Below are 20,181 nucleotides of genomic sequence, written 5' to 3'. Positions count from 1 at the left end.
GCGCCGGGCCTGGCTACAACCGTTCAGTTGCCCCTTTTCCAAGGTTCACCCCCCCAAATCTGCAGATCGTCGCAAATTTCCTCCATTCCCCGTCTTTATGGTTAACATGTGCTTTCAGCCAGTTCAACGATAAAATGGCGGATTATTACTTCACTTACCGAGTCCAAAGATGAATATCGAACAAGCCCGCTTCAATATGATCGAACAGCAGATCCGTCCATGGGACGTACTGGATCTCGACGTGCTGGAGCTGTTGAACGTGGTCAAGCGTGAAGATTTCGTGCCGGCCGCCTATAAAAACCTGGCCTTCGTCGATACGGAAATTCCACTGGGCGGCGGCGAATGCATGTTGACGCCGAAGCTGGAAGCGCGCATTTTGCAAGACGTAGCCGTCAAAAAGCATGAAAATGTACTGGAGATCGGCACCGGTAGCGGCTATATGGCTGCTTTGCTGGCGCACAAGGCGCGACATGTGACGAGCGTGGAAATCGTTCCCCAATTGAAAACCTTGGCCGAGCAGAACCTGGCCGCCAACGGCGTGACGAACGTGACCGTGGAGCTGGGCGACGGCGCCCAAGGCTGGAGCAAGGGCGCACCGTACGACGTGATCGTCGTCTCCGGCGCCCTGGCCGTGTTGCCGGAAGCACTGTTGCAACAAGTCAAAGTCGGCGGCCGCATCCTGGCCATCATCGGCGAAGCGCCGATCATGTCGGCGCACCTGATCACGCGCAGCTCGGACAAGGCTTACGACACGCGCAAGCTGTTTGAAACCAATGTCACGCCGCTGCAAGCGGTGGCGCCGTCGCATTTCCAGTTCTGAGGCGACCGATTCGATGGAGCATTTGAGTGCACCGCAGCTGGCCGCCTGGCTGGCTGACCCTTCCCGCCCGCGCCCGTTTTTGCTGGACGTACGGGAACAGTGGGAGTTCGACCTGTGCCACCTCGACGGTGCCGCCCTGATGCAGATGAACTCGATTCCTGCGCGCATCGATGACCTCGATGAAGATGCCGAGATCGTCTGCATCTGCCATCACGGCATGCGCAGCATGCAGGTGGCGGCCTTCCTGGAGCGCAATGGTTTTGGCAAGATCAGTAATTTGACGGGCGGCGTGCATGCCTGGGCGCTGCAAGTCGACAGCGCAATGCCTAAATACTAAGTCATTTTGTAGTAGATGCACCCAGGCATGTTTTCCTGCATGCCTGAGGAGGCCTGTACCCAGCTCATCCGGCGGGTGCAAGGCAAGCGGTAGCAGATTTTTGAATCCATCAACTTTTGACGACTCCAACGGAGAAATGCAATGCGGAAACCCCTTATCGCCGTGCTGATGACCAGCGCCTTTGTCTCGATGACATGCTCGCTGCAAGCGCAGGCGGCCGATCTCATCCAGGTGTACCAGCAGGCGCTGGCCAATGACGCGCAGTACGCCAGCGCGCGCGCGGCTCTGTCGGCCGGGATGGAGCGGGTTCCGCAGGGGATGGCAGGCTTGCTGCCGCAAATTTCCGCCTCGGGCAGCAATACGCGCGGCAATCAGGAGCAGATCATCCAGAACAATGGCGGCAACAAGATCACCTCGCCATCCGTGAACGTGCGCACGAACAGCTATAACCTGACCCTGGCACAGCCGCTGTTCCGCTGGGACCGTTGGGAAACCTACCAGCAAAGCAAGCTGGCGCAAGCGATTGCCGAAGCGCAATTTGCACAAGTCCAGCAAGACCTGATCACGCGCGTGGCGCAGGCGTATTTCGACGTGCTCAGCGCGCAAGACAACCTGGGCGCCACGCAGGCGCAAAAGGTCGCGACGACGGAGCAGCTGGCATCGGCCAAGCGCAATTTCGAAGTCGGCACGCAAACGATCACCGACACGCACGAAGCGCAAGCGGCCTACGACCTGGTGGTGGCGCAGGAATTTGCCGCCATCAATGACCTGGCCAACAAGCGCAGCGCGCTGCAAACGATCATCGGCGAGGCGCCAACGAATCTGGCGCCGATGCGCACGGGCGTGGTCATCAGCGCGCCGGAACCGGCTGCCGTCGAACCGTGGGTGGCATCCGCCGAAGAGCAGAACTATGGCGTCGTCACGGCCCAGTTCAATGTGGAATCGGCCAAGCGCGACATCGGCCGCAACCGCGCCGGCCACTACCCGACGCTGGACCTGATCGCCAACGCTGGCCATACCTATTCCTCGGGTGGCGGCAATGGCAACGGCAACAACAATAATGCCATCGGCGTGCAGTGGAGCATCCCGATCTTTAGCGGTTTTGCCGTCACCAGCAAGGTGCGCGAATCGATCGCGCTGGAAAACAAGGCCCGCAACGACCTGGAAACTGCCCGCCGCACGGCATCGCAGGGCGCGCGCCAGGCTTTCCTCGGTGTCAACAGCGGCCTGGCGCAAGTCAAGGCGCTGGAAGCGGCGGAAGTGTCGAGCAAATCGGCGCTGGAATCGAACCAGCTCGGTTACCAGGTGGGCGTGCGCATCAATATCGACGTCTTGAATGCGCAGAAACAATTGTTCTCGACGCAAAAAGACCTGTCGAAGGCGCGCTATGACACCATCATGAACGGCTTGCGCCTGAAGGCCGCGGCCGGCACCTTGAAGGAAACGGATTTGATGCCCGTCAATGCCTTGCTCGACAAGTAAGCGGCATCTTGCTCTGAATGAAAACCAGCACCGGTGACGGCGCTGGTTTTTTTTCGTCTTGAGGTGTTGTCATAAGGCGCGGCTGTTGGCCACTTGCGTGAGGATCACGCCGGCCACCACCAGGCCCGCACCGGCCCAGTGCAGCGGAGAAATATGTTTGACGGCAAAGCCCAGCAAGCCGTAGCGGTCGATGGCCAGGGCGGCCAGCATTTGTCCGCCGATGACGGCCGCCATGAAGGGGCCGGACCCCATGCGCGGCGCCAGCATCAGCGCGGCCGTAATATAAAACACGCCGGCCGCGCCGCCCAGCCAGGACCAGCCGGGTCCGCGCACGGCGAGCTGGAAATCGGGCGCCGGCACTCTCCAGAGCAGCATCACCAGCGAGGCGAGTACGGCGCTGACGGCCAGCGAGGCGAGGGTGGCCCACAGCGGGTGGCCCAGGTTGCGGCCCAGTGCGGCATTCGCGCCCGCCTGAAAGGGGACGACGGCGCCGGCCAGCATGGCCAGCGGGGCAAATACGGTAATCCATCCATACATGTGCGACTCCCACAGTTGAGTTGATGGCGTCATCGTATTATGCTGTGATGATTAAATCCAATTCGTAATTTGCCATTCAACTATGCATCAAATGAATAATCTGCGCGCCGTCGATTTGAACTTGCTGGTGATCCTGGAAGCGCTGCTCAGCGAGCGCCACCTGTCGCGCGCGGCCGAACGCTTGCATATGAGCCAGCCTGCCGTCAGCCATGCGCTGGCCCGCCTGCGCCATCTGCTCGACGATCCACTGCTGCTGCGCGGCAAGGGCGGCTTCCAGCCGACGGCGCGCGCACTGGCATTGGCGCGGCCGCTGGCCGAAGCGCTGCAAAGCGTGCGTTCCGTGCTGGGCGGGGCCGTTTTCGAGGCGGCCACGGCGCAGCGCGTGTTTCGCCTGGCCATGTCGGATTACGGCGCGGCGTTGCTCTTGCCCGCTTTGCTGCGCCGCTTGCGCGTGGAAGCGCCCGGCATCGACCTGGCCATCAGCTACGCCAGCCGCCCTGCCGTGATCGCTGGCGTGCAGGATGGCGAGATCGACCTGGCGCTGGGCGTGTTCCCGCAACTGCCCGAGCAGTTACACAGGGAAACCCTATTCGAGGAAACGTTCGCGTGCGCGCTGGACCCGGCCAGCCTGGCGCCGGGCGAAACATTGAGTTTGGACACCTATCTGGCGCGCCCGCACGTGCTGGTGGCATCCGGCGAGGGCGGCATGGCGGCCGAAGTCGACGCATCGCTGGCCCAGCTGGGCCAGACGCGCCGCATCGCCGTGCGCGTGCCGTACTGGACGGTCGCACCGGATGTTGTGATGGGGACGGACATGATTTTGACGGTGGCGCGGCGCGCCTTGCGTGGCAGCGCAACGCAAGGGCTGGCGCAGCATTCTGCGCCGTTTGCCATCGCGCCGTTTGCGTTTGAAGCGATACGGCACCGCCGCACGGACGGTGATGCGGGCATCGCCTGGCTGCGCGCGGCCGTTGCAACGGCAGCCGGGCCAGGCTGAGCAACTACAGGCCGCCGCCCTGGCCGTCGAACTTGCGCTCGATCAATTCGATCTTGTAGCCATCCGGATCGGTGATGAAGGCGATGACCGTGTTGCCGCCCTTCACGGGGCCCGGTTCGCGCGTGACGTTGCCGCCATTCGCGCGTGCCGCGTCGCAGGCGGCGACGATGTCGTCGGCCGAGATGGCGATGTGGCCATACGCCGTGCCCAGCTCGTAGCTGGTGGTGCCATAGTTATACGTCAGTTCGAGTTCCGCGTGGTCGGGGTTCGAGCCATAGCCGACGAAGGCCAGCGTGTACTGGTATTCGGGATTGTCGCTGGTGCGCAGCAACTTCATGCCCAGGACCTTGGTGTAAAAATCGATGGAGCGCTGCAGGTCGCCGACCCGTAACATGGTGTGCAAAATACGCATCGTAAATCCTTGATGGTGATAGGGGAATGACAGGATTTTATGCGTTTTATGGCTTTCTTGCCGAAACCGCCCCGGCCGCCCTGGTGCCGGACAGCCGCAGACGGTGACGTTGGTGCCTCTGGATTTACTCCAGACGGGCGTCCAGCGTGATTTCCGTGGCCAGCAATTTGGACACGGGGCAGCCTAGCTTGGCGCGCAGTGCTGCATCCTGGAACGCTGCGTCGGTAGCGCCGGGAATGCTGGCCACCAGGGTCAGGTGCACGGCCGTGATGGCATAGCTGCCATCGATTTTTTCCAGGCTGACATCGGCCGTGGTTTTCAGGGCCGTGGCGCGCAAGCCCGCCTCGCCCAGCTGGCCGGACAGGGCCATGGTGAAGCAGGCGGCATGGGCGGCGCCGATCAGTTCTTCCGGATTGCTGCCGGGACCGTCCTCGAAGCGCGTGTTGAAGCCATATGCCACATTGTCGAGCGCGCCGCTTTCGGTCGAAATAAACCCTTTGCCATCTTTAAGGCCGCCACTCCAGACGGCTGATCCTGTTTTTTTCATGATGTACTCCTTGCGTGGTTCGAAGGTCCATCATGCGCGCCCTGCCTTTGCGCTTCCGTTCGTTGCGTCACACTGTGGCAGATGGAGGATCAACGGGCCGGCATCACGCGCCAGATGACATTGCCCACGTCGTCCGCCACCAGCAGCGCGCCCACCTTGTCGACGGCCACGCCGACGGGGCGCCCCTGTGCCTTGCCGTTCTCGTCTAGGAAGCCGCTGACGACATCCTGTGGCGGGCCGCTGGGCACGCCATTCGCGAAGGGCACATGGATGACTTTGTAGCCGCTGAAGGGCTTGCGGTTCCATGAGCCGTGCTGGCCGATGAAGGCGCCGCCCCGGTAGCGTTCGGGTAGCAAGGTGCCGTCATAAAATGCCAGTCCCAGCGATGCCGTGTGCGCGCCCAGCGCATAGTCGGGTGCAATGGCGGTGGCCACCAGTTCGGGGCGCGGCGGCTTGACCCGCGCATCGACGTGCTGGCCGAAATAACTGTAGGGCCAGCCATAGAAGGCGCCGTCCTTGACCGAGGTCATGTAGTCCGGCACCAGATCGTTGCCCAGCTCGTCGCGCTCATTGACGGCTGTCCACAAGGTGCCCGTTTTGGGTTGCCAGGCCATGCCATTCGGATTGCGCAAGCCGGTGGCATACACGCGTGCCTTGCCCGTGGCGCGCGTGAATTGCCAGATGGCGGCGCGGCCATCTTCGGCCGCCATGCCGTTCTCGCCTACATTGCTGTTCGAGCCGACGGAAACATATAAAAATTTGCCGTCGGCGCTGGCGACGACGTTCTTGGTCCAGTGGTGATTGATGGAGCCGCCCGGCAAATCCATCACCTTCACGCCCGGCGCCGTGATGGCCGTCTGGCCTTCCTTGTAGGGAAAGCGCAGCAGCGCATCCGAGTTGGCGATGTACAGCTCGTTGCCCACCAGGGCCATGCCGAATGGCGAGTTCAGCCCTTGCAGGAACACGCTGCGCGATTGCGCCACGCCATTCGCGTCAAGGCCGCGCAGCAGGGTGATGCGGTTGGCGCTGGGCGTGGCGGCACCCGCCTTTTTCATTTGCATCTGCATGATGGCACCCTTGATGCCCTTGCTGTCATCGGGCTTGGGCGGGGCATTCGTTTCCGCCACCAGCACGTCGCCATTCGGCAGCACGTACAACCAGCGCGGATGGTCGAGGTCGCGCGCATACGCCTGGATGGCCAGGCCGGGCGCGACTACGGGGCGCTGCGCGGCCGTCCAGCGCTGCACGGGCGCCACGTTGACGGTGGGAATGAATTGTTTGTCTGGCGCGGGCAGGTCGGGTTGCGGGCCAAAGCCCACGGGCATGGCGGGCGCCTGGGCATGGGCGAGCGTAGTGCTGCAGGCAGCGGCCAGCAGGAATGAACAGACGTAGCGGTGCATGGCGTACTCCGGAACAATAGCATTGCGTGAGGATTCGATTCAGCGCGCCTTCTTTGGTTCCAGTTGCGCATCGGGGCGGGCTTGCTGCGGCGCGGCCGGCTTGACCTTTTCCACGCCGGGCTGGGCGTGGCGGTCCGTGTCGACCAGGCCGCGTTCCAGGTCGCTGGCCGCCTGTTGCATGATTTTGCGCGGGCGCACGTCTTGCGCATCGGGCGATTCATCGCGCTCGTGCGGCAGGCGGTCGACGCCGTCATTCTGGACCTTTTCATCGGTATTGATCTTGCGTTCGCTATGCTGGCTAACCATATGGCCTCCTGACAGTAAAGTGCTACCAGTGTCCTGCCGCGCCAGGCCGCCTGCAAGCGGATTTGTCCGTGCTGGGAGCGCTGGCGCACGCATGGACGATTCTTTTTCTGCGCTACACTGCGTGCAACACCAAGAACGCCCCTTGCAGGCACACGACAGGCACACTATACTGTGCATATATACAGTATCATGTGATGACGGCGTGCGACGCGACAGCCTGGGGCGGTTTGCCACCGAATTCACTACCGAGATTCTTATGCCCGTCGATACACACGCCGAACAACGCGCCGAACAGCCAGCCGCGACCTTGCCAGCCCCGGGCGAGCGCTTCAACCTGGGCGCCAAGACAATCGCCCTGGTCGTGCGCCAGAATACGGATGGCATTGCCGAGCCTGTCAAAAGCATCGTCGATTTCCTGCAGGTGCTGGGCCACACGGTGGTCTTCGAGGCGGAGACGGCCGTGCATCTGAACCTGGCGTTTCCCGGCGTGCGCGCCATGTCGCCGGCCGAGATCGGCGCCGCCGCCGATTGCGCCATCGTCATGGGTGGCGACGGCACCATGCTGGGCATTGCGCGCCAGCTGGCGCCATTCGATGTTCCCTTGATCGGTATCAATCAGGGGCGCCTGGGCTTCATGACGGATATCCCGCTCGAGCGCATGCTGCCCGTACTGGCGCAAATTCTCGGCGGCCGCTTCAAGGCCGAACGCCGCACCTTGCTCGAAGGCAGCGTGCTGCGCGACGGCGAGTCGATTCACGTGGGCATGGCCGTCAACGATGTCGTCGTCTCGCGCGGCGGTGGTGCCGGCATGGCCGAATTGCGCGTCGAAGTCGACGGCCACTTCATGTACAACCAGCGCTCAGACGGCTTGATCATTTCCACGCCCACGGGCTCGACCGCGTACTCGCTGTCGGCCGGCGGCCCCTTGCTGCATCCGACCCTGGGCGGCATCGTGCTCGTGCCGATTGCCCCGCATGCGCTGTCGAACCGCCCCATCGTCTTGCCCGACTCCAGCCAGATCGTGGTGGAAATCGTGCGCGGGCGCGATATCAGCGTCAATTTCGACATGCAGACCTTTGCCAGCCTGGTGCAGCAAGACCGCATCCTCATCCGCCGTTCGCCGCACACGATTACCTTCCTGCATCCGGAAGGGTGGAGTTACTACAACACCCTGCGTGAAAAATTGCACTGGAATGAGTATCCGTCGGGCGAGGGCAAGCTCAGCTAACTTTTTCTCCACGCTAACCCGCGGTGCGCCGCCTAACCACAGAAGCCATGCTCCATACACTGTCCATTCGCGATTTTGTCATTGTCGATACCATTGAACTGGAATTTTCCGCCGGCTTCAGCGTGCTGACGGGTGAGACGGGCGCCGGCAAGTCCATCCTCATCGATGCGCTGACCCTGGCGCTGGGCGGGCGCGGCGATGCCAGCGTAGTGCGCGAAGGCGCGGCCAAGGCCGACATCACGGCCGATTTTTCCGTCAGCGAGGTGGCGCAGGCCTGGCTGGTGGCACATGAGTTTGCCAACGACGATGGCGGCGCCCTGCTGCGCCGCGTGATCGACAATGCGGGCCGCTCGAAGGCGTATATCAACGGCATTCCCGCCACGGCCGCGCAGTTGCGCGAACTGGGCGACATGCTGGTCGATATCCACGGCCAGCACGCGCACCAGTCGCTGCTGAAAAGCGAGGCGCAGCGCGCCCTGCTCGACGGCCAGGCGACGGCGCGCGAAGCGGGCGTGGAGCACGATGCGCGGCAGGTGGCGGCGCTGCACAAGCGCTGGCGCGCCCTCGTGCGCCAGCGCGAAGAATTCGAAACGAATGCCGCCAACGTGCTGTACGAGCGCGAACGCCTGGAATGGCAAGTGGGCGAACTGGAAAAACTGGCTGCCAAGCCCGGCGAATGGACGGAGATCACAAACGAGCACAGCCGCCTGTCGCACGCGGCCAGCCTGCTGGAAGGGGCGCAGGAAGCGCTGTCCCTCATTTCCGAGTCGGAAGACCACCCGATCGTGTCGCAACTGTCGGCCCTGAACCAGAAGCTGGGCAAGCTGGTGTCCGTCGATGCGGAATTGCAGCCGATCGTCGACCTGATCGAATCGTCGCGCATCCAGCTGCAGGAATCCGTGTACGCGCTGAACAACTACCTGGACCGCGTGGAACTGGACCCGGAGCGCCTGCACCAGCTCGACGCGCGCATGGAAGCCATGCACAGCACGGCCCGCAAATTCCGCGTCACGCCCGAAGAGCTACCCGAGGAACACGCCAAGCTGTCGGAAAAGCTGCAGCACCTGGCCGACGCTTCCGATATCGAAGGCTTGCTGCGCCAGGAAGCGAAGATCGAGGCCGAATACCGCAGTGTTGCCGAGCGCCTGTCCGCCACGCGCCGCGCCGCCGCCCTGGAACTGGGGCACGCCGTCACGCGCGCCATGCAGGAACTGAGCATGACGGGCGGCAGCTTCGAGATCGCCCTGCACCCGTGCGCACCGGCTGCCCATGGGCTCGAGCAAGTGGAATTCCTCGTTGCCGGCCATGCGGGCACGGCGCCGCGTTCGCTGGCCAAAGTGGCGTCCGGCGGCGAACTGGCGCGCATCGCGCTGGCCATTTCCGTCATCACCTCGCACGCTACCACCACGCCGACCCTGATCTTCGATGAGGTCGACAGCGGCATCGGCGGCGCCGTCGCCGAAGTGGTGGGGCGCCTGCTGAAACGCCTGGGGCAGGGACGCCAAGTACTGTGCGTGACCCATTTGCCGCAAGTGGCCAGCCAGGCGAACCAGCATTTTCAGGTGGCAAAAAGCACTCTGGACAATGGCAAGACGGCGTCGCGCATCGACATGCTCGATGCCAAGGCCCGCGTGGAAGAAGTGGCGCGCATGCTGGGCGGCCTGGAAATCACGGCCACCACGCGCAAGCATGCGCGCGAGTTGCTCGCGATTTGACTTGGGACGTGACGGGCGTGCTGCCATCGCTTGGCAGTACTCCCCGATGTTGACGCAATGTAACTATAATGGTTGGGCTATCCCTCCAACGCCTTCGAAGAGCCTTCATGTCATTTCAAACAGAACCGCCGTACACGCATGGCAGTATCGACCGCAGCGCCGTGGTGCTGGTCAACCTGGGCACGCCCGATGCGCCGACCTCGTCGGCCGTGCGGCGCTACCTGAAGCAATTTTTGTCCGACCCGCGCGTGGTTGAGATTCCCCGCCTGGTCTGGTGGTGCATTTTGAACCTGATCATCTTGCCGTTCCGCTCCGGCCAGTCGGCCAAGAAATATGCGTCGATCTGGACGCGCGAGGGTTCGCCCCTGAAAGTGCATACGCAAAAGCAAGCCAAGTTGCTGGCCGGCGCGCTGGCCGAGCGGGGCCACGACGGCGTGACGGTGGCCATGGCCATGCGTTACGGCTCGCCTTCCCTGCCCGAAGTACTGGCCAGGCTGAAAAGCGAAGGCTGCGAGCGCATCGCCATCTTGCCTGCGTATCCGCAATACTCGGGCACGACGACGGGTTCCATCTACGACGCCGTGTTTGCCCATTACGCCACGGTGCGCAATGTGCCGGAATTGCGCTTTATCAAGCAGTATCACGAGCACGACACGTATATCGACGCCCTGCGCGATTCCGTACTGAACCATTGGGAAGCGCATGGCCGTCCGGAAAAACTGGTGATGAGTTTTCATGGCGTGCCCAAGCGTACCTTGCTGCTGGGCGACCCCTACCACTGCCAATGCCTGAAAACGGCGCGGCTGCTGGCGGAAAAATTGAAATTAACTAAAGAGCAATATGTGGTGACCTTCCAGTCGCGCTTTGGCAAGGCCGAGTGGCTGCAGCCGTACACGGCACCGACCCTGGTGGCGCTGGCGCAACAGGGCGTCAAGCGCGTCGACCTGCTGTGTCCGGGCTTTACCAGCGATTGCCTGGAAACGCTGGAAGAGATCGCCATGGAAGCCAAGCATGATTTCGAAACGGCCGGCGGCCAGCAGTTTCATTACATCGCTTGCCTGAACGAAACGCCAGCCTGGATCGCGGGCATGGCAGAAATTGCCGAACAGCACATGATCGGCTGGCCGACGATGAAGACGGCGCCGCAGCGCGAAGCGGACAAGAAAGCGGGCGAGCAGGCGCGCACGGCGGCGCTGGCGCTGGGCGCGGCGAATTAAGGATAGTAAATTTTTTGACAAGCAAAAGCCGCGCTTGCGCGGCTTTGTCATGTCTGGCGCGACAAAAGTACTATCCAGATAGCAACGCCGCCAGTGGCGATGGCGGCGGCGCGGCTGGTAGAATGCCCGCTTTACGCTGGGAAGCCTGGGAAATCAAGGGGGGCGCGCACGGATCGCTGGCCGAAATGGGTAGCGTTTTGTAATAAGCTGTAACATGGATCGATGTAAATCTGGTTTTGCCATGCATACCCCTTGAAACAATAGGATATAGCCCCATCTGCCCGTTAGTGTTGTAAAGATAGTTAGACTAACTCATTTAAGTCATTGATTGTAGGAGCTTTTCAGATGCAAGATCAGGAAAACCAAGCTGTACCTAATCCGCAAGCGGACGCCGCGGCTCCCGCAGAGCCTACTTTGGAAGAGCAGCTGGCGAGTACCGAAGCGCGTCTTGCAGAGATGCACGATGCCTTCATGCGCGCCAAGGCTGATGGCGAAAATATTCGCCGCCGTGCGCAGGAAGATGTTGCTAAAGCGCATAAATTCGCAGTGGAAAGCTTTGCCGAAGCCATGGTGCCGGTGAAAGACAGCCTGGAAACGGCGCTGACGGTGGAAGCACCGACCATCGAATCGCTGAAAGAAGGCGTCGAGATGACCCTGAAGCAATTGAATGCCGCGTTCGAGCGCAACCGCCTGGTGGAAGTGTTGCCGGTGCAGGGTGAAAAGCTCGATCCGATGAAACACCAGGCCGTTGCCGTGGTGCCAGCGGAGCAGGAGGCCAATACCATCGTGTCAGTCCTGCAAAAGGGCTATATGATTGCGGACCGCCTGTTGCGTCCAGCCATTGTAACGACCGCGCAAGCAAAATAATCAGAGTGCGGCATCAAGCAAGCCTTGAAACCATGCCGCTTTGCCACATATAAGAACCATCTGAAATCTAGCAAATAAAAGGAAAAAAATCATGGGTAGAATTATCGGTATCGATCTGGGAACCACGAATTCCTGCGTTTCCATCATGGAAAACGGTCAACCAAAGGTAATCGAAAACGCTGAAGGCGCACGCACGACGCCGTCGATTATTGCTTATCAAGAAGATGGCGAAATTCTCGTCGGCGCGCCGGCGAAACGCCAGGCCGTGACCAATCCGAAAAACACGCTGTATGCAGTCAAGCGTCTGATCGGTCGCAAGTTCGACGAAAAAGAAGTACAAAAAGACATCGCGCTGATGCCGTACCAAATCATGAAAGCCGACAACGGCGATGCATGGATCGGCGTGCGCGACAAAAAACTGGCGCCGCCACAAATTTCCGCTGAAGTGCTGCGCAAGATGAAGAAAACGGCAGAAGACTACCTCGGTGAAGAAGTCACCGAAGCCGTCATCACCGTGCCTGCGTACTTCAACGACTCGCAGCGTCAAGCGACCAAGGATGCCGGCCGTATCGCTGGTCTGGACGTCAAGCGCATCATCAACGAGCCAACCGCGGCAGCGCTGGCGTTCGGCCTGGACAAGACCGAAAAAGGCGACCGTAAAATCGCCGTGTATGACTTGGGTGGCGGTACGTTCGACGTGTCGATCATCGAAATCGCAGATGTTGATGGCGAGAAACAATTTGAAGTGCTGTCGACCAACGGCGATACCTTCCTGGGTGGCGAAGACTTCGACCAGCGCATCATCGATTACATCATCGACGAGTTCAAGAAGATCAACGGCATCGATCTGAAAAAAGATCCGATCGCTCTGCAGCGCATCAAGGCTTCGGCCGAGCGCGCGAAGATCGAATTGTCGTCGTCGCAACAAACCGAGATCAACGAGCCGTACATCGCCATGGCCAATGGCGCACCGGTCCACTTGAACCTGAAGATGACCCGCGCCAAGCTGGAGTCCCTGGTGGAAGAACTGATCATCGCGACGATGGAACCATGCCGCATCGCTATCAAAGATGCTGGCGTGAAAGTGTCGGACATCGATGACATCATCCTGGTCGGCGGCATGACGCGTATGCCGAAGGTACAGGAAAAAGTGAAGGAATTCTTCGGCAAAGATCCACGCAAAGACGTGAATCCGGACGAAGCCGTGGCAGTGGGCGCAGCGATTCAAGGTTCGGTCCTGTCGGGCGAACGCAAAGACTTGCTGTTGCTGGACGTCACCCCTCTGTCCCTGGGTATCGAAACCCTGGGCGGCGTGATGACCAAGATGATTCACAAAAACACGACGATTCCGACCAAGTTCAGCCAGGTGTTTTCGACGGCCGACGACAATCAGCCTGCGGTGACCATCAAGGTCTTCCAGGGTGAGCGCGAAATCGCCGCCGGCAACAAAGGCTTGGGTGAATTCAATCTGGAAGGCATTCCACCATCGTCGCGCGGTACGCCGCAGATCGAAGTGACTTTCGACATCGACGCCAACGGCATTTTGCATGTCGGCGCGAAAGACAAGGCCACTGGCAAGGAAAACAAGATCACGATCAAGGCCAATTCCGGCTTGACCGAGGCTGAAATCCAGAAGATGGTGAAAGACGCCGAGTTGAACGCGGAAGAAGACAAGAAGGTCAAAGAATTGGCCGAGTCGCGCAACCAGGCCGATGCTCTGGTACACTCGACCCGGAAATCCTTGACCGAATACGGCGACAAGCTCGATGCGGGCGAGAAAGAGAAGATCGAAGCGGCGATCACCGACCTGGAAGCAAGCATCAAGGCGGGCGACAAGGCTGAGATCGACACCAAGGTGGCTGCACTGTCGAGCGCATCGCAGAAACTGGGCGAAAAAATGTATGCCGACATGCAAGCGCAGCAAGCTGCCGGCGGCGCGGAAGGTGCACAGCAAGCTGCTGGCGCATCGGACGCAGGCGCCAAGCAAGACGACGTTGTTGACGCTGACTTCAAAGAAGTCAAAGACAGCAAGTAATGTCTTGCGCTCCCATGAACTGGGGGCAGCCGGGCTGAACGCTACATCGCGGGATTAGCCGCGAAGACCGGCCGAGCCGAGTCGTTGCCCAGTGCAGCACTCGACTCGGCTTTTTCGTGTAATTTTTACATCAGTAGATAGACTGCAAGGTGCCGACAACATGGCAAAGCGTGATTTTTACGAGACACTCGGTGTCGCAAAAAATGCTTCGGAAGAAGAGATCAAAAAGTCTTACCGTAAACTGGCGATGAAATACCATCCGGACCGCAATCCGGACAGTAAGGAATCGGAAGAAAAGTTTAAGGAAGTCAAAGAAGCCTACGAGATGCTGACCAATCCGGAAAAGCGCGAAGCGTATGACCGTTATGGTCACGCCGGCGTGGACCCGAACATGGGCGGCGGTGGCGGCTTCGGTGGCGGTGCTGGCGGCTTTGCCGACAGCTTTGGCGATATCTTCGGCGACATCTTTGGCGGTGGCGGAGGACGCAGCCGCAATGCGGGGCCACAGGTGTACCGTGGCGCCGACTTGCGCTACAACCTGGAAATTACACTGGAGCAAGCTGCGCACGGCTTCGACACGACCATCCGCGTGCCGAGCTGGGACAAGTGCGACACCTGCCACGGCAGCGGCGCCAAGCCAGGTACGTCGCCAACCACCTGCGGTACTTGCGGTGGCCACGGCCAGGTGCGCATGCAGCAAGGTTTCTTCAGCATCCAGCAAACGTGCCCGAAATGCCATGGCAGTGGCAAGGTCATCACCGACCCCTGCACGCCATGCGGCGGCGCTGGTCGCATCAAGCGCAACAAGACCCTGGAAGTCAAGATACCAGTCGGTATCGACAACGGCATGCGTATCCGTTCCTCCGGCAACGGCGAACCGGGCACGAATGGCGGTCCGTCGGGCGACCTGTATGTGGAAATCCACATCAAGCCGCACGCCGTGTTCCAGCGCGAAGGCGACGACCTGCATTGCGAAATGCCGATCTCGTTTACCAAGGCGGCCTTGGGCGGCGAAATCGAAGTGCCAACCCTGAACGGCAAAGTGTCGTTCACGATTCCTGAGGGCACCCAGTCGGGCAAAACCTTCCGCCTGAAAGGCAAGGGCATCAAGGGCGTGCGCTCCGGTTACGCGGGCGACCTGTTCTGCCACGTGGCGATCGAAACACCGGTGAAACTGACGGAAAAACAGAAAGACCTGCTGCGCGACTTTGAAAAGTCGACCACCGAGGGCGGTGCCAAGCACAGTCCGCAAAGCAAGACCTGGAAAGACAAGGTCAAGGACTTTTTTGAGTAAGCACACGTAATACCATGCGCCGGGATGCTCACACATCCCGGCGTTTTTTTCACTACGACTGAGCCATGTGCGCACATCGCCGGCCTATGGGCGCGATCTGCCGCCCTCAGTCGTACTTACACAATGGGAGCGATATGACCGAACCGAAAAATGGCATGGCCCTGGCGGAACTGCTGCAGCGTAACCGCCGCTGGGCCGACTCGATGGTGGCGAAAGACCCGAACTTCTTCAAGAACCTGGAAGCACAAACGTCGCCCGAATACCTGTGGATCGGCTGCTCCGACAGCCGCGTGCCCGCCAACGAACTGCTGGGCATGGCGCCTGGCGACGTGTTTGTGCACCGCAATATTGCCAACGTGGTCGTGCATTCCGATCTGAACTGCCTGTCCGTGCTGCAATTTGCCGTGGACGTGCTGAAAGTCAAACATGTCATCATCGTCGGCCATTACGGCTGCAAAGGCGTGCATGCGGCCATGACGGGCACGCGCATCGGCCTGGTCGACAACTGGTTGCGCCACGTGCAGGACGTAGGCCAGAAGCATGAACGCTACCTGGGCGACGTGCTGACCAGTCGCCAGCGCGGCGACCGCCTGTGCGAACTGAACGTGGTCGAACAGGTCCTGAACGTCTGCCAGACCACCATCGTGCAAGATGCGTGGGAACGGGGCCAGGAACTCAGCGTCCATGGCTGGGTCTACGGCTTGAAGGATGGCTTGCTGAACGATCTGGAAGTGACGGTCACGGCCGGTCACGAGCTGGCGCCACGCATGGCGACCCGCCTGGCTCGCTACGAAGCAACCGCGTAATCAACGCTGGCGCAGCGCCTATGGCGCCGCGCTCTCCAGGCGGTCCAGATAATCGCCTGCCTCCCGCATGCCTTCCTGCGCCGCCTGGCGTAGCCACGTCTTGGCCTGGGCAATATCCTGCGGCGTGCCCCGGCCTTCGGCCAGCGCCACGCCATAGTGGTAGCGCGCCAGCCGCGCATAGGCGGCGTCATCATTGGTATGCGCGCCGCGCCGCATCAGCGCCGTCGCCTGCGCCAGGTCCTTCGGCACGCCCACGCCCGTTTCATACAGCTGGGCCAGCCAAATCATCGAATACACATCGTTCCAGCGCCGGATGCAGTCTTCAAAGATGGCGACGGCGGCCGCATGGTCGCCCGTCTTGTCGGCCGCATAGCCGTACAGACACTTGATGCGCTTGTCGCTGTGCACATAGGCTTTGTAGCTGAGATCACTTTCATCCTGGCCATCCTGGGCGTGGACGGAGGCAGGGAACAGCAAGGCGAACAGCAGGGCATAGGTGGGCATGGCTTTCCTGGTCAACGATTGAAGATCGGTAAGGTAGATAAGCAAATTGCGTGCTAGCGCCATTCCCGGGCGAGGCCGATACTGCTGTGCCATTGCGTGACAGCCGCTGTTGCAGCCTGGCGCAACACGCCGCGCATATCGTCGCAGGGCTGCTGCTGCAAGACATCGGCTTTCGCAGCCTGGAGCGGGCGTCCCTCAAGCGCCAAGGCATGCAGCGACAGCTATTTGAGGATCTTGCGCGCCGCCGCGATGATGTGCCGCGACAGCTGCTCCATGCGCGGCGACTGCACCTTCCACGTGTGCCAGTACAGGGCCACGTCGGCCGGGGTCTTGGGCGTGAGTATTTCCACCAGCTCGCCATCCGTGTTGGCCTTCAGCAGCAACTCCGGCACCATGCCGTAGCCGAGGCCGTAGCGGATGGCGTTGAAGTGCGAGGTGGCGCCGGGCACGTAATGGCAGGGGTAGGCGCCTTCCGGCAGTCCCAGCGCCTCTTGCAGGAACGATGACTGCAGGGTGTCCTTGCGCGTGTAGGCGACCACGGGCGCCGTGCGCGCCGCATTGCGCGTCAGGCCGTGCGCGAACCACTGCTGGCGAAACGCGGGCGTGGCCACCAGCCAGTAGCGCATCACGCCCAGCGGCTCGGCCGTGCAGCCACGCATGGGCTTGGCTTCCGTGCTGATGCAGCCGATGGCCATGCCCGTTTCCAGCAAGGTGTAGGTATGGTCCTGGTCTTCCACGGTCAGGTCCAGCAGCACGCGCTCGCGTATCAGCACCTCCGACAGGGCGGGGAAGAACCAGGTACCCATCGAATCGGCGTTCAGCGCCAGCACCAGGGTCAGCGGGGCGTCCTGCTGCACCGCCAGTTCCGCCTGCAAGTCCGCTTCCAGCAGCTTGGCGCGCTTCAGGTACTGCATCAGGCGCTGGCCCATGCGCGTGGCGCGCGCGGGACGGCTGCGCACGATCAAGGCATTGCCCAGCTGGCTTTCCAGCGCCCGTACCCTTTGCGAAATGGCCGGTGACGTCAGGTGCAGCCGCAGCGCCGCCTGCTCGAAGCTGCCCGTTTCGACGACGGCGCGGAACGCTTCCGTGTGTTTGGGATTCAGATCCATGGTGCGCGCCTAACATAAGAAAAATTTATCAATACTAAATAATACTTACTTTTCATAAGGATAGGTGTGTTGCAGTGCACAATGCTTCTTTGATGGAGTGTCGCGCGCGACCTCCTGGCAGCAAGGAAATACCACCATGGAAGCACAAGCGAACGACCGCACCACCCGCAAGCCCCAGTCGAAGCTGGAGCGCAATCTGAAATTCGGCCTGGGATTGACCCTGGGCCTGGGCTTGTCCGCAGCCCTGGCGGGCGGCTGGTGGCTGCGCCAGGCCTGGCAGGACTTGCCGGCCGTCGAGCACCTGGCCCAGTACAAGCCCGCGCTGCCGCTGCGCATTTTCTCCAGCGAAGGCGAGCTGCTGGCCGAATACGGCGAAGAGCGCCGCGAATTCCTGCCGCTGAAGGAGATCCCGCTGCGCATGCGCCAGGCCTTGCTGGCCATCGAGGATGCGCGCTTTTATGAACACGGCGCCGTCGACTTTTATGGCTTGACGCGCGCCACCCTGGCCAACATCGTCACCGGCCACCACGTGCAGGGCGCCAGCACCATCACCATGCAGGTGGCGCGCGACTTTTTCCTGTCGCGCGAAAAGACCGTGCAGCGCAAGCTGACGGAGATGCTGCTCGCCTACAAGCTGGAACAGCACTACGGCAAGGACAAGCTGCTGGAGCTGTATATGAACCAGATTTATCTGGGCGAGCGCTCCTACGGCTTTTCCGCCGCCTCGAACATTTATTTTGACAAACCGCTGGCGGAAGTGAGCATCGCCGAAGCGGCCATGCTGGCCGGCCTGCCGAAAGCGCCGTCGGCCTACAACCCCGTCGCCAATCCGCAGCGCGCCACCGTGCGCCAGCACTACATCCTGCAGCGCATGCGCGAACTCGGCTACATCACGCCGGCCGAATACGACGTGGCCGTGGCGGAAAAACTGGCCCTGAACAAGGACCGCAACAGCTCCGTGCACGCGGCCGCGTATGCGGTCGAGGAAGCGCGTCAATTGATCCTGCAAAGCTATCCCGAAGGCGCCTACAGCATGGGCCTGGACGTGACGACGACCATCCGCATGGCGCCGCAAATCGCGGCCGACAAGTCGCTGCGCGATGGGCTGTTAAACGCGCAGGCGCGGCGCGGCTACCGTGGCCCGGAAGCGCGCCTGGCCCCCTCCGCAGATAGCGTGGCGCGCCAGCTGGCCGCCTATCCGGACAGCGGAGAATTGCGCGCCGCGCTGGTGCGCAAGGTCGAGACTTCGGCCAAGCGCCAGCTGACGGCGCAGCTGCGCAATGGCGACGACATCGTGTTGACGGCATCGGATGCGCGCCTGGGCGGCAAGCTGCAGTGGGATGGCAAGCGCGCCATCGTCGAGGGCAGCGTGATCCGCGTGGTGCACGACGTGGCGAAAAAGCGCTGGCTGGTGAGCCAGCTGCCCGAGATGGAAGGCGCGCTCATTTCCGTCGAGGCGCACAGCGGCGAAATCGTCGCCATGGCGGGCGGCTTTGATTTTTACCGCAACCACTACAACCACGCCATGCAGGCCTATCGCCAGCCCGGCTCCAGTTTCAAGCCCTTCGTGTATTCGGCGGCGCTGGAAAAGGGATATTTTCCCGGTACGGCCGTGGACGATACGCAGCGTTTGCTGCTGCCGCAGGAAACGGGCGCGCGGCAGTGGCGTCCGCGCAATTACGGCAACAACTATGAAGGTTTCATCAGCGTGCGGCGTGGCCTCGTGCGCTCGAAAAACCTGGTGGCCGTGAGCCTGATGCAGGCGGCCGGTGCCGGCTACGTGCAGCACTACGCCACGCGCTTCGGCTTCGAGGGCGCGCGTAATCCCGTCTCCCTGCCGCTGGCGCTGGGCGCGGGCGCCGTCACGCCGCTGCAACTGGCGCAATCGTATGCGGTGTTCGCCAACGGCGGCATGCAGATGCCGCCGAAACTGATCAAGGAAGTGCGCAGCCGCAGCGGCGCGGTGCTGTTCAGCGATGCGGCACCACGCGCCAAGGGCGAGCCGGCACGCGGCACGCAAGTCATCTCCACGCGCAATGCCTACGTCATGGACAGTATGCTGCGCGACGTCGTCAAGAGCGGCACGGGACGCGGCGCGCTGGCGCTGGGGCGCGGCGACGCGGCCGGCAAGACGGGTACGTCGAATAACGCCTATGACGCCTGGTTCGCCGGCTACTCCTCGGGCCTGGTGTCCGTCGTCTGGCTCGGCTACGACCAGCCCAAGAGCCTGGGCAATGCCACGGGCGGCACCCTGGCGCTGCCCGTCTGGCGCGACTACATGCAGGTGGCCGTGCAGGGCCGACGCGAGCAGGTGCTGGCCGAGCCGCCTGGCCTGGCCCTGCTCGATGGCGATTACGTGTATGCCGAATACCTGGCCGGCGACTGTCTGAAGGATAACTTTGCCTTTATCCACAGCAGCGTTAGCTGCGGCAGCGGTGGTGCGGACACGCGCATGGCGCACGGTGAAACTGGCAATGGCGGCTCCAGCACGGGTACGAATGAAGCGCGCGCCCTGAGCGAAGCGCGCGAACGCGAACAAATTCTCAAATCATTTTCGGAAGAGTAAGA

19 protein-coding genes are annotated in these 20,181 nt (G+C 61.7%); 12 read left to right on the top strand and 7 right to left on the bottom strand.

Annotated elements, in window-relative coordinates:
- The first annotated feature begins 169 nt into the window (after nucleotides 1–169).
- From CNX70_RS26800 to CNX70_RS26790, 3 genes are all read left to right on the top strand, one after another.
- The gene (locus tag CNX70_RS26800; protein ID WP_096238041.1) at nucleotides 170–820 is read left to right on the top strand and encodes a protein-L-isoaspartate O-methyltransferase family protein; all 651 of its coding nucleotides are present in this window, start codon (nucleotides 170–172) and stop codon (nucleotides 818–820) included.
- 13 nt (nucleotides 821–833) lie between these two features.
- Complete coding sequence (locus CNX70_RS26795) at nucleotides 834–1,157, top strand: rhodanese-like domain-containing protein (protein WP_096238040.1); 324 nt, start codon at nucleotides 834–836, stop codon at nucleotides 1,155–1,157.
- A 141-nt stretch (nucleotides 1,158–1,298) separates the two neighbouring features.
- A complete protein-coding gene (locus CNX70_RS26790) occupies nucleotides 1,299–2,639 on the top strand; it encodes a TolC family outer membrane protein (RefSeq protein WP_096238039.1) in 1,341 nt (446 codons plus the stop codon).
- 69 nt (nucleotides 2,640–2,708) lie between these two features.
- Here the strand turns inward: CNX70_RS26790 and CNX70_RS26785 are convergent, their stop codons facing one another.
- Complete coding sequence (locus CNX70_RS26785; protein ID WP_244198967.1) at nucleotides 2,709–3,209, bottom strand: DMT family transporter; 501 nt, start codon at nucleotides 3,207–3,209, stop codon at nucleotides 2,709–2,711.
- A 58-nt stretch (nucleotides 3,210–3,267) separates the two neighbouring features.
- On the opposite strand from CNX70_RS26785, the gene CNX70_RS26780 reads away from it, so the two are divergent.
- On the top strand, nucleotides 3,268–4,173 hold the full coding sequence (locus CNX70_RS26780) for a LysR substrate-binding domain-containing protein (protein ID WP_096238037.1): 906 nt from the start codon (nucleotides 3,268–3,270) through the stop codon (nucleotides 4,171–4,173).
- Nucleotides 4,174–4,177: 4 nt separating this feature from the next.
- On the opposite strand, the gene gloA is transcribed toward CNX70_RS26780, so the two are convergent.
- The 4 genes from gloA to CNX70_RS26760 all read right to left on the bottom strand — a co-directional run bounded on the left by gloA (nucleotide 4,178) and on the right by CNX70_RS26760 (nucleotide 6,838).
- Nucleotides 4,178–4,585 (bottom strand): lactoylglutathione lyase, encoded by a 408-nt coding sequence (gene gloA / locus CNX70_RS26775; RefSeq protein WP_010401713.1) that lies wholly within the window; start codon nucleotides 4,583–4,585, stop codon nucleotides 4,178–4,180.
- A 124-nt stretch (nucleotides 4,586–4,709) separates the two neighbouring features.
- Nucleotides 4,710–5,132, bottom strand: coding sequence for an OsmC family protein (locus CNX70_RS26770; protein WP_096238036.1), 423 nt, complete (start codon nucleotides 5,130–5,132; stop codon nucleotides 4,710–4,712).
- 89 nt (nucleotides 5,133–5,221) lie between these two features.
- Entirely contained in the window at nucleotides 5,222–6,532 is a 1,311-nt protein-coding gene (locus tag CNX70_RS26765) for a PQQ-dependent sugar dehydrogenase (RefSeq protein WP_096238035.1), read from the bottom strand.
- Between the two features lie 39 nt (nucleotides 6,533–6,571).
- Nucleotides 6,572–6,838: a hypothetical protein gene (locus CNX70_RS26760; RefSeq protein WP_096238034.1), complete on the bottom strand. Its 267-nt coding sequence runs from the start codon at nucleotides 6,836–6,838 to the stop codon at nucleotides 6,572–6,574.
- 256 nt (nucleotides 6,839–7,094) lie between these two features.
- Between CNX70_RS26760 and CNX70_RS26755 the strand changes: the two genes are divergently transcribed.
- From CNX70_RS26755 to can, 7 genes are all read left to right on the top strand, one after another.
- Entirely contained in the window at nucleotides 7,095–8,066 is a 972-nt protein-coding gene (locus CNX70_RS26755; protein ID WP_242428251.1) for an NAD kinase, read from the top strand.
- 47 nt (nucleotides 8,067–8,113) lie between these two features.
- A complete protein-coding gene (recN, locus tag CNX70_RS26750) occupies nucleotides 8,114–9,781 on the top strand; it encodes a DNA repair protein RecN (protein ID WP_096238033.1) in 1,668 nt (555 codons plus the stop codon).
- Nucleotides 9,782–9,888: 107 nt separating this feature from the next.
- Nucleotides 9,889–10,998 carry a ferrochelatase gene (gene hemH / locus CNX70_RS26745; protein WP_096238032.1) on the top strand — a complete coding sequence of 370 codons (1,110 nt, stop codon included), beginning with the start codon at nucleotides 9,889–9,891 and terminating at the stop codon, nucleotides 10,996–10,998.
- A 345-nt stretch (nucleotides 10,999–11,343) separates the two neighbouring features.
- Complete coding sequence (gene grpE, locus CNX70_RS26740; RefSeq protein ID WP_071075290.1) at nucleotides 11,344–11,865, top strand: nucleotide exchange factor GrpE; 522 nt, start codon at nucleotides 11,344–11,346, stop codon at nucleotides 11,863–11,865.
- Nucleotides 11,866–11,956: 91 nt separating this feature from the next.
- Complete coding sequence (gene dnaK / locus CNX70_RS26735; protein ID WP_071075291.1) at nucleotides 11,957–13,900, top strand: molecular chaperone DnaK; 1,944 nt, start codon at nucleotides 11,957–11,959, stop codon at nucleotides 13,898–13,900.
- A 160-nt stretch (nucleotides 13,901–14,060) separates the two neighbouring features.
- Complete coding sequence (dnaJ, locus tag CNX70_RS26730) at nucleotides 14,061–15,194, top strand: molecular chaperone DnaJ (protein ID WP_071075292.1); 1,134 nt, start codon at nucleotides 14,061–14,063, stop codon at nucleotides 15,192–15,194.
- Between the two features lie 134 nt (nucleotides 15,195–15,328).
- Nucleotides 15,329–16,000, top strand: coding sequence for a carbonate dehydratase (can, locus tag CNX70_RS26725; RefSeq protein WP_071075293.1), 672 nt, complete (start codon nucleotides 15,329–15,331; stop codon nucleotides 15,998–16,000).
- A gap of 18 nt (nucleotides 16,001–16,018) precedes the next feature.
- Here can and CNX70_RS26720 read toward each other — a convergent pair whose 3' ends face one another.
- Together CNX70_RS26720 and CNX70_RS26715 are read right to left on the bottom strand one after the other, a co-directional pair.
- Nucleotides 16,019–16,504, bottom strand: coding sequence for a tetratricopeptide repeat protein (locus tag CNX70_RS26720; protein WP_096238031.1), 486 nt, complete (start codon nucleotides 16,502–16,504; stop codon nucleotides 16,019–16,021).
- 221 nt (nucleotides 16,505–16,725) lie between these two features.
- On the bottom strand, nucleotides 16,726–17,613 hold the full coding sequence (locus CNX70_RS26715; RefSeq protein WP_096238030.1) for an HTH-type transcriptional regulator ArgP: 888 nt from the start codon (nucleotides 17,611–17,613) through the stop codon (nucleotides 16,726–16,728).
- Nucleotides 17,614–17,749: 136 nt separating this feature from the next.
- Here CNX70_RS26715 and CNX70_RS26710 point away from each other — a divergent pair, with 136 nt between their 5' ends.
- Nucleotides 17,750–20,179: a penicillin-binding protein 1A gene (locus CNX70_RS26710; RefSeq protein WP_096238029.1), complete on the top strand. Its 2,430-nt coding sequence runs from the start codon at nucleotides 17,750–17,752 to the stop codon at nucleotides 20,177–20,179.
- The last annotated feature ends 2 nt before the right edge of the window (nucleotides 20,180–20,181 follow it).

Source organism: Janthinobacterium svalbardense (assembly GCF_002327145.1).
Classification (GTDB): Bacteria; Pseudomonadota; Gammaproteobacteria; order Burkholderiales; family Burkholderiaceae_D; genus Janthinobacterium; species Janthinobacterium tructae.
Note: the sequence above shows the minus strand (reverse complement) of the source record. Positions and strands in the feature narration are given on the sequence as shown.

Coding starts and splice junctions, on each gene's coding strand:
- recN (WP_096238033.1), top strand. CDS start 8,114: ATGCTCCATACACTGTCCATTCGCGATTTTGTCATTGTCGATACCATT.
- dnaK (WP_071075291.1), top strand. CDS start 11,957: ATGGGTAGAATTATCGGTATCGATCTGGGAACCACGAATTCCTGCGTT.
- CNX70_RS26785 (WP_244198967.1), bottom strand. CDS start 3,209: ATGACGCCATCAACTCAACTGTGGGAGTCGCACATGTATGGATGGATT.
- gloA (WP_010401713.1), bottom strand. CDS start 4,585: ATGCGTATTTTGCACACCATGTTACGGGTCGGCGACCTGCAGCGCTCC.
- CNX70_RS26780 (WP_096238037.1), top strand. CDS start 3,268: ATGAATAATCTGCGCGCCGTCGATTTGAACTTGCTGGTGATCCTGGAA.
- CNX70_RS26795 (WP_096238040.1), top strand. CDS start 834: ATGGAGCATTTGAGTGCACCGCAGCTGGCCGCCTGGCTGGCTGACCCT.
- CNX70_RS26715 (WP_096238030.1), bottom strand. CDS start 17,613: ATGGATCTGAATCCCAAACACACGGAAGCGTTCCGCGCCGTCGTCGAA.
- CNX70_RS26710 (WP_096238029.1), top strand. CDS start 17,750: ATGGAAGCACAAGCGAACGACCGCACCACCCGCAAGCCCCAGTCGAAG.
- CNX70_RS26765 (WP_096238035.1), bottom strand. CDS start 6,532: ATGCACCGCTACGTCTGTTCATTCCTGCTGGCCGCTGCCTGCAGCACT.
- CNX70_RS26770 (WP_096238036.1), bottom strand. CDS start 5,132: ATGAAAAAAACAGGATCAGCCGTCTGGAGTGGCGGCCTTAAAGATGGC.
- grpE (WP_071075290.1), top strand. CDS start 11,344: ATGCAAGATCAGGAAAACCAAGCTGTACCTAATCCGCAAGCGGACGCC.
- CNX70_RS26760 (WP_096238034.1), bottom strand. CDS start 6,838: ATGGTTAGCCAGCATAGCGAACGCAAGATCAATACCGATGAAAAGGTC.
- can (WP_071075293.1), top strand. CDS start 15,329: ATGACCGAACCGAAAAATGGCATGGCCCTGGCGGAACTGCTGCAGCGT.
- CNX70_RS26790 (WP_096238039.1), top strand. CDS start 1,299: ATGCGGAAACCCCTTATCGCCGTGCTGATGACCAGCGCCTTTGTCTCG.
- dnaJ (WP_071075292.1), top strand. CDS start 14,061: ATGGCAAAGCGTGATTTTTACGAGACACTCGGTGTCGCAAAAAATGCT.
- CNX70_RS26800 (WP_096238041.1), top strand. CDS start 170: ATGAATATCGAACAAGCCCGCTTCAATATGATCGAACAGCAGATCCGT.
- hemH (WP_096238032.1), top strand. CDS start 9,889: ATGTCATTTCAAACAGAACCGCCGTACACGCATGGCAGTATCGACCGC.
- CNX70_RS26755 (WP_242428251.1), top strand. CDS start 7,095: ATGCCCGTCGATACACACGCCGAACAACGCGCCGAACAGCCAGCCGCG.
- CNX70_RS26720 (WP_096238031.1), bottom strand. CDS start 16,504: ATGCCCACCTATGCCCTGCTGTTCGCCTTGCTGTTCCCTGCCTCCGTC.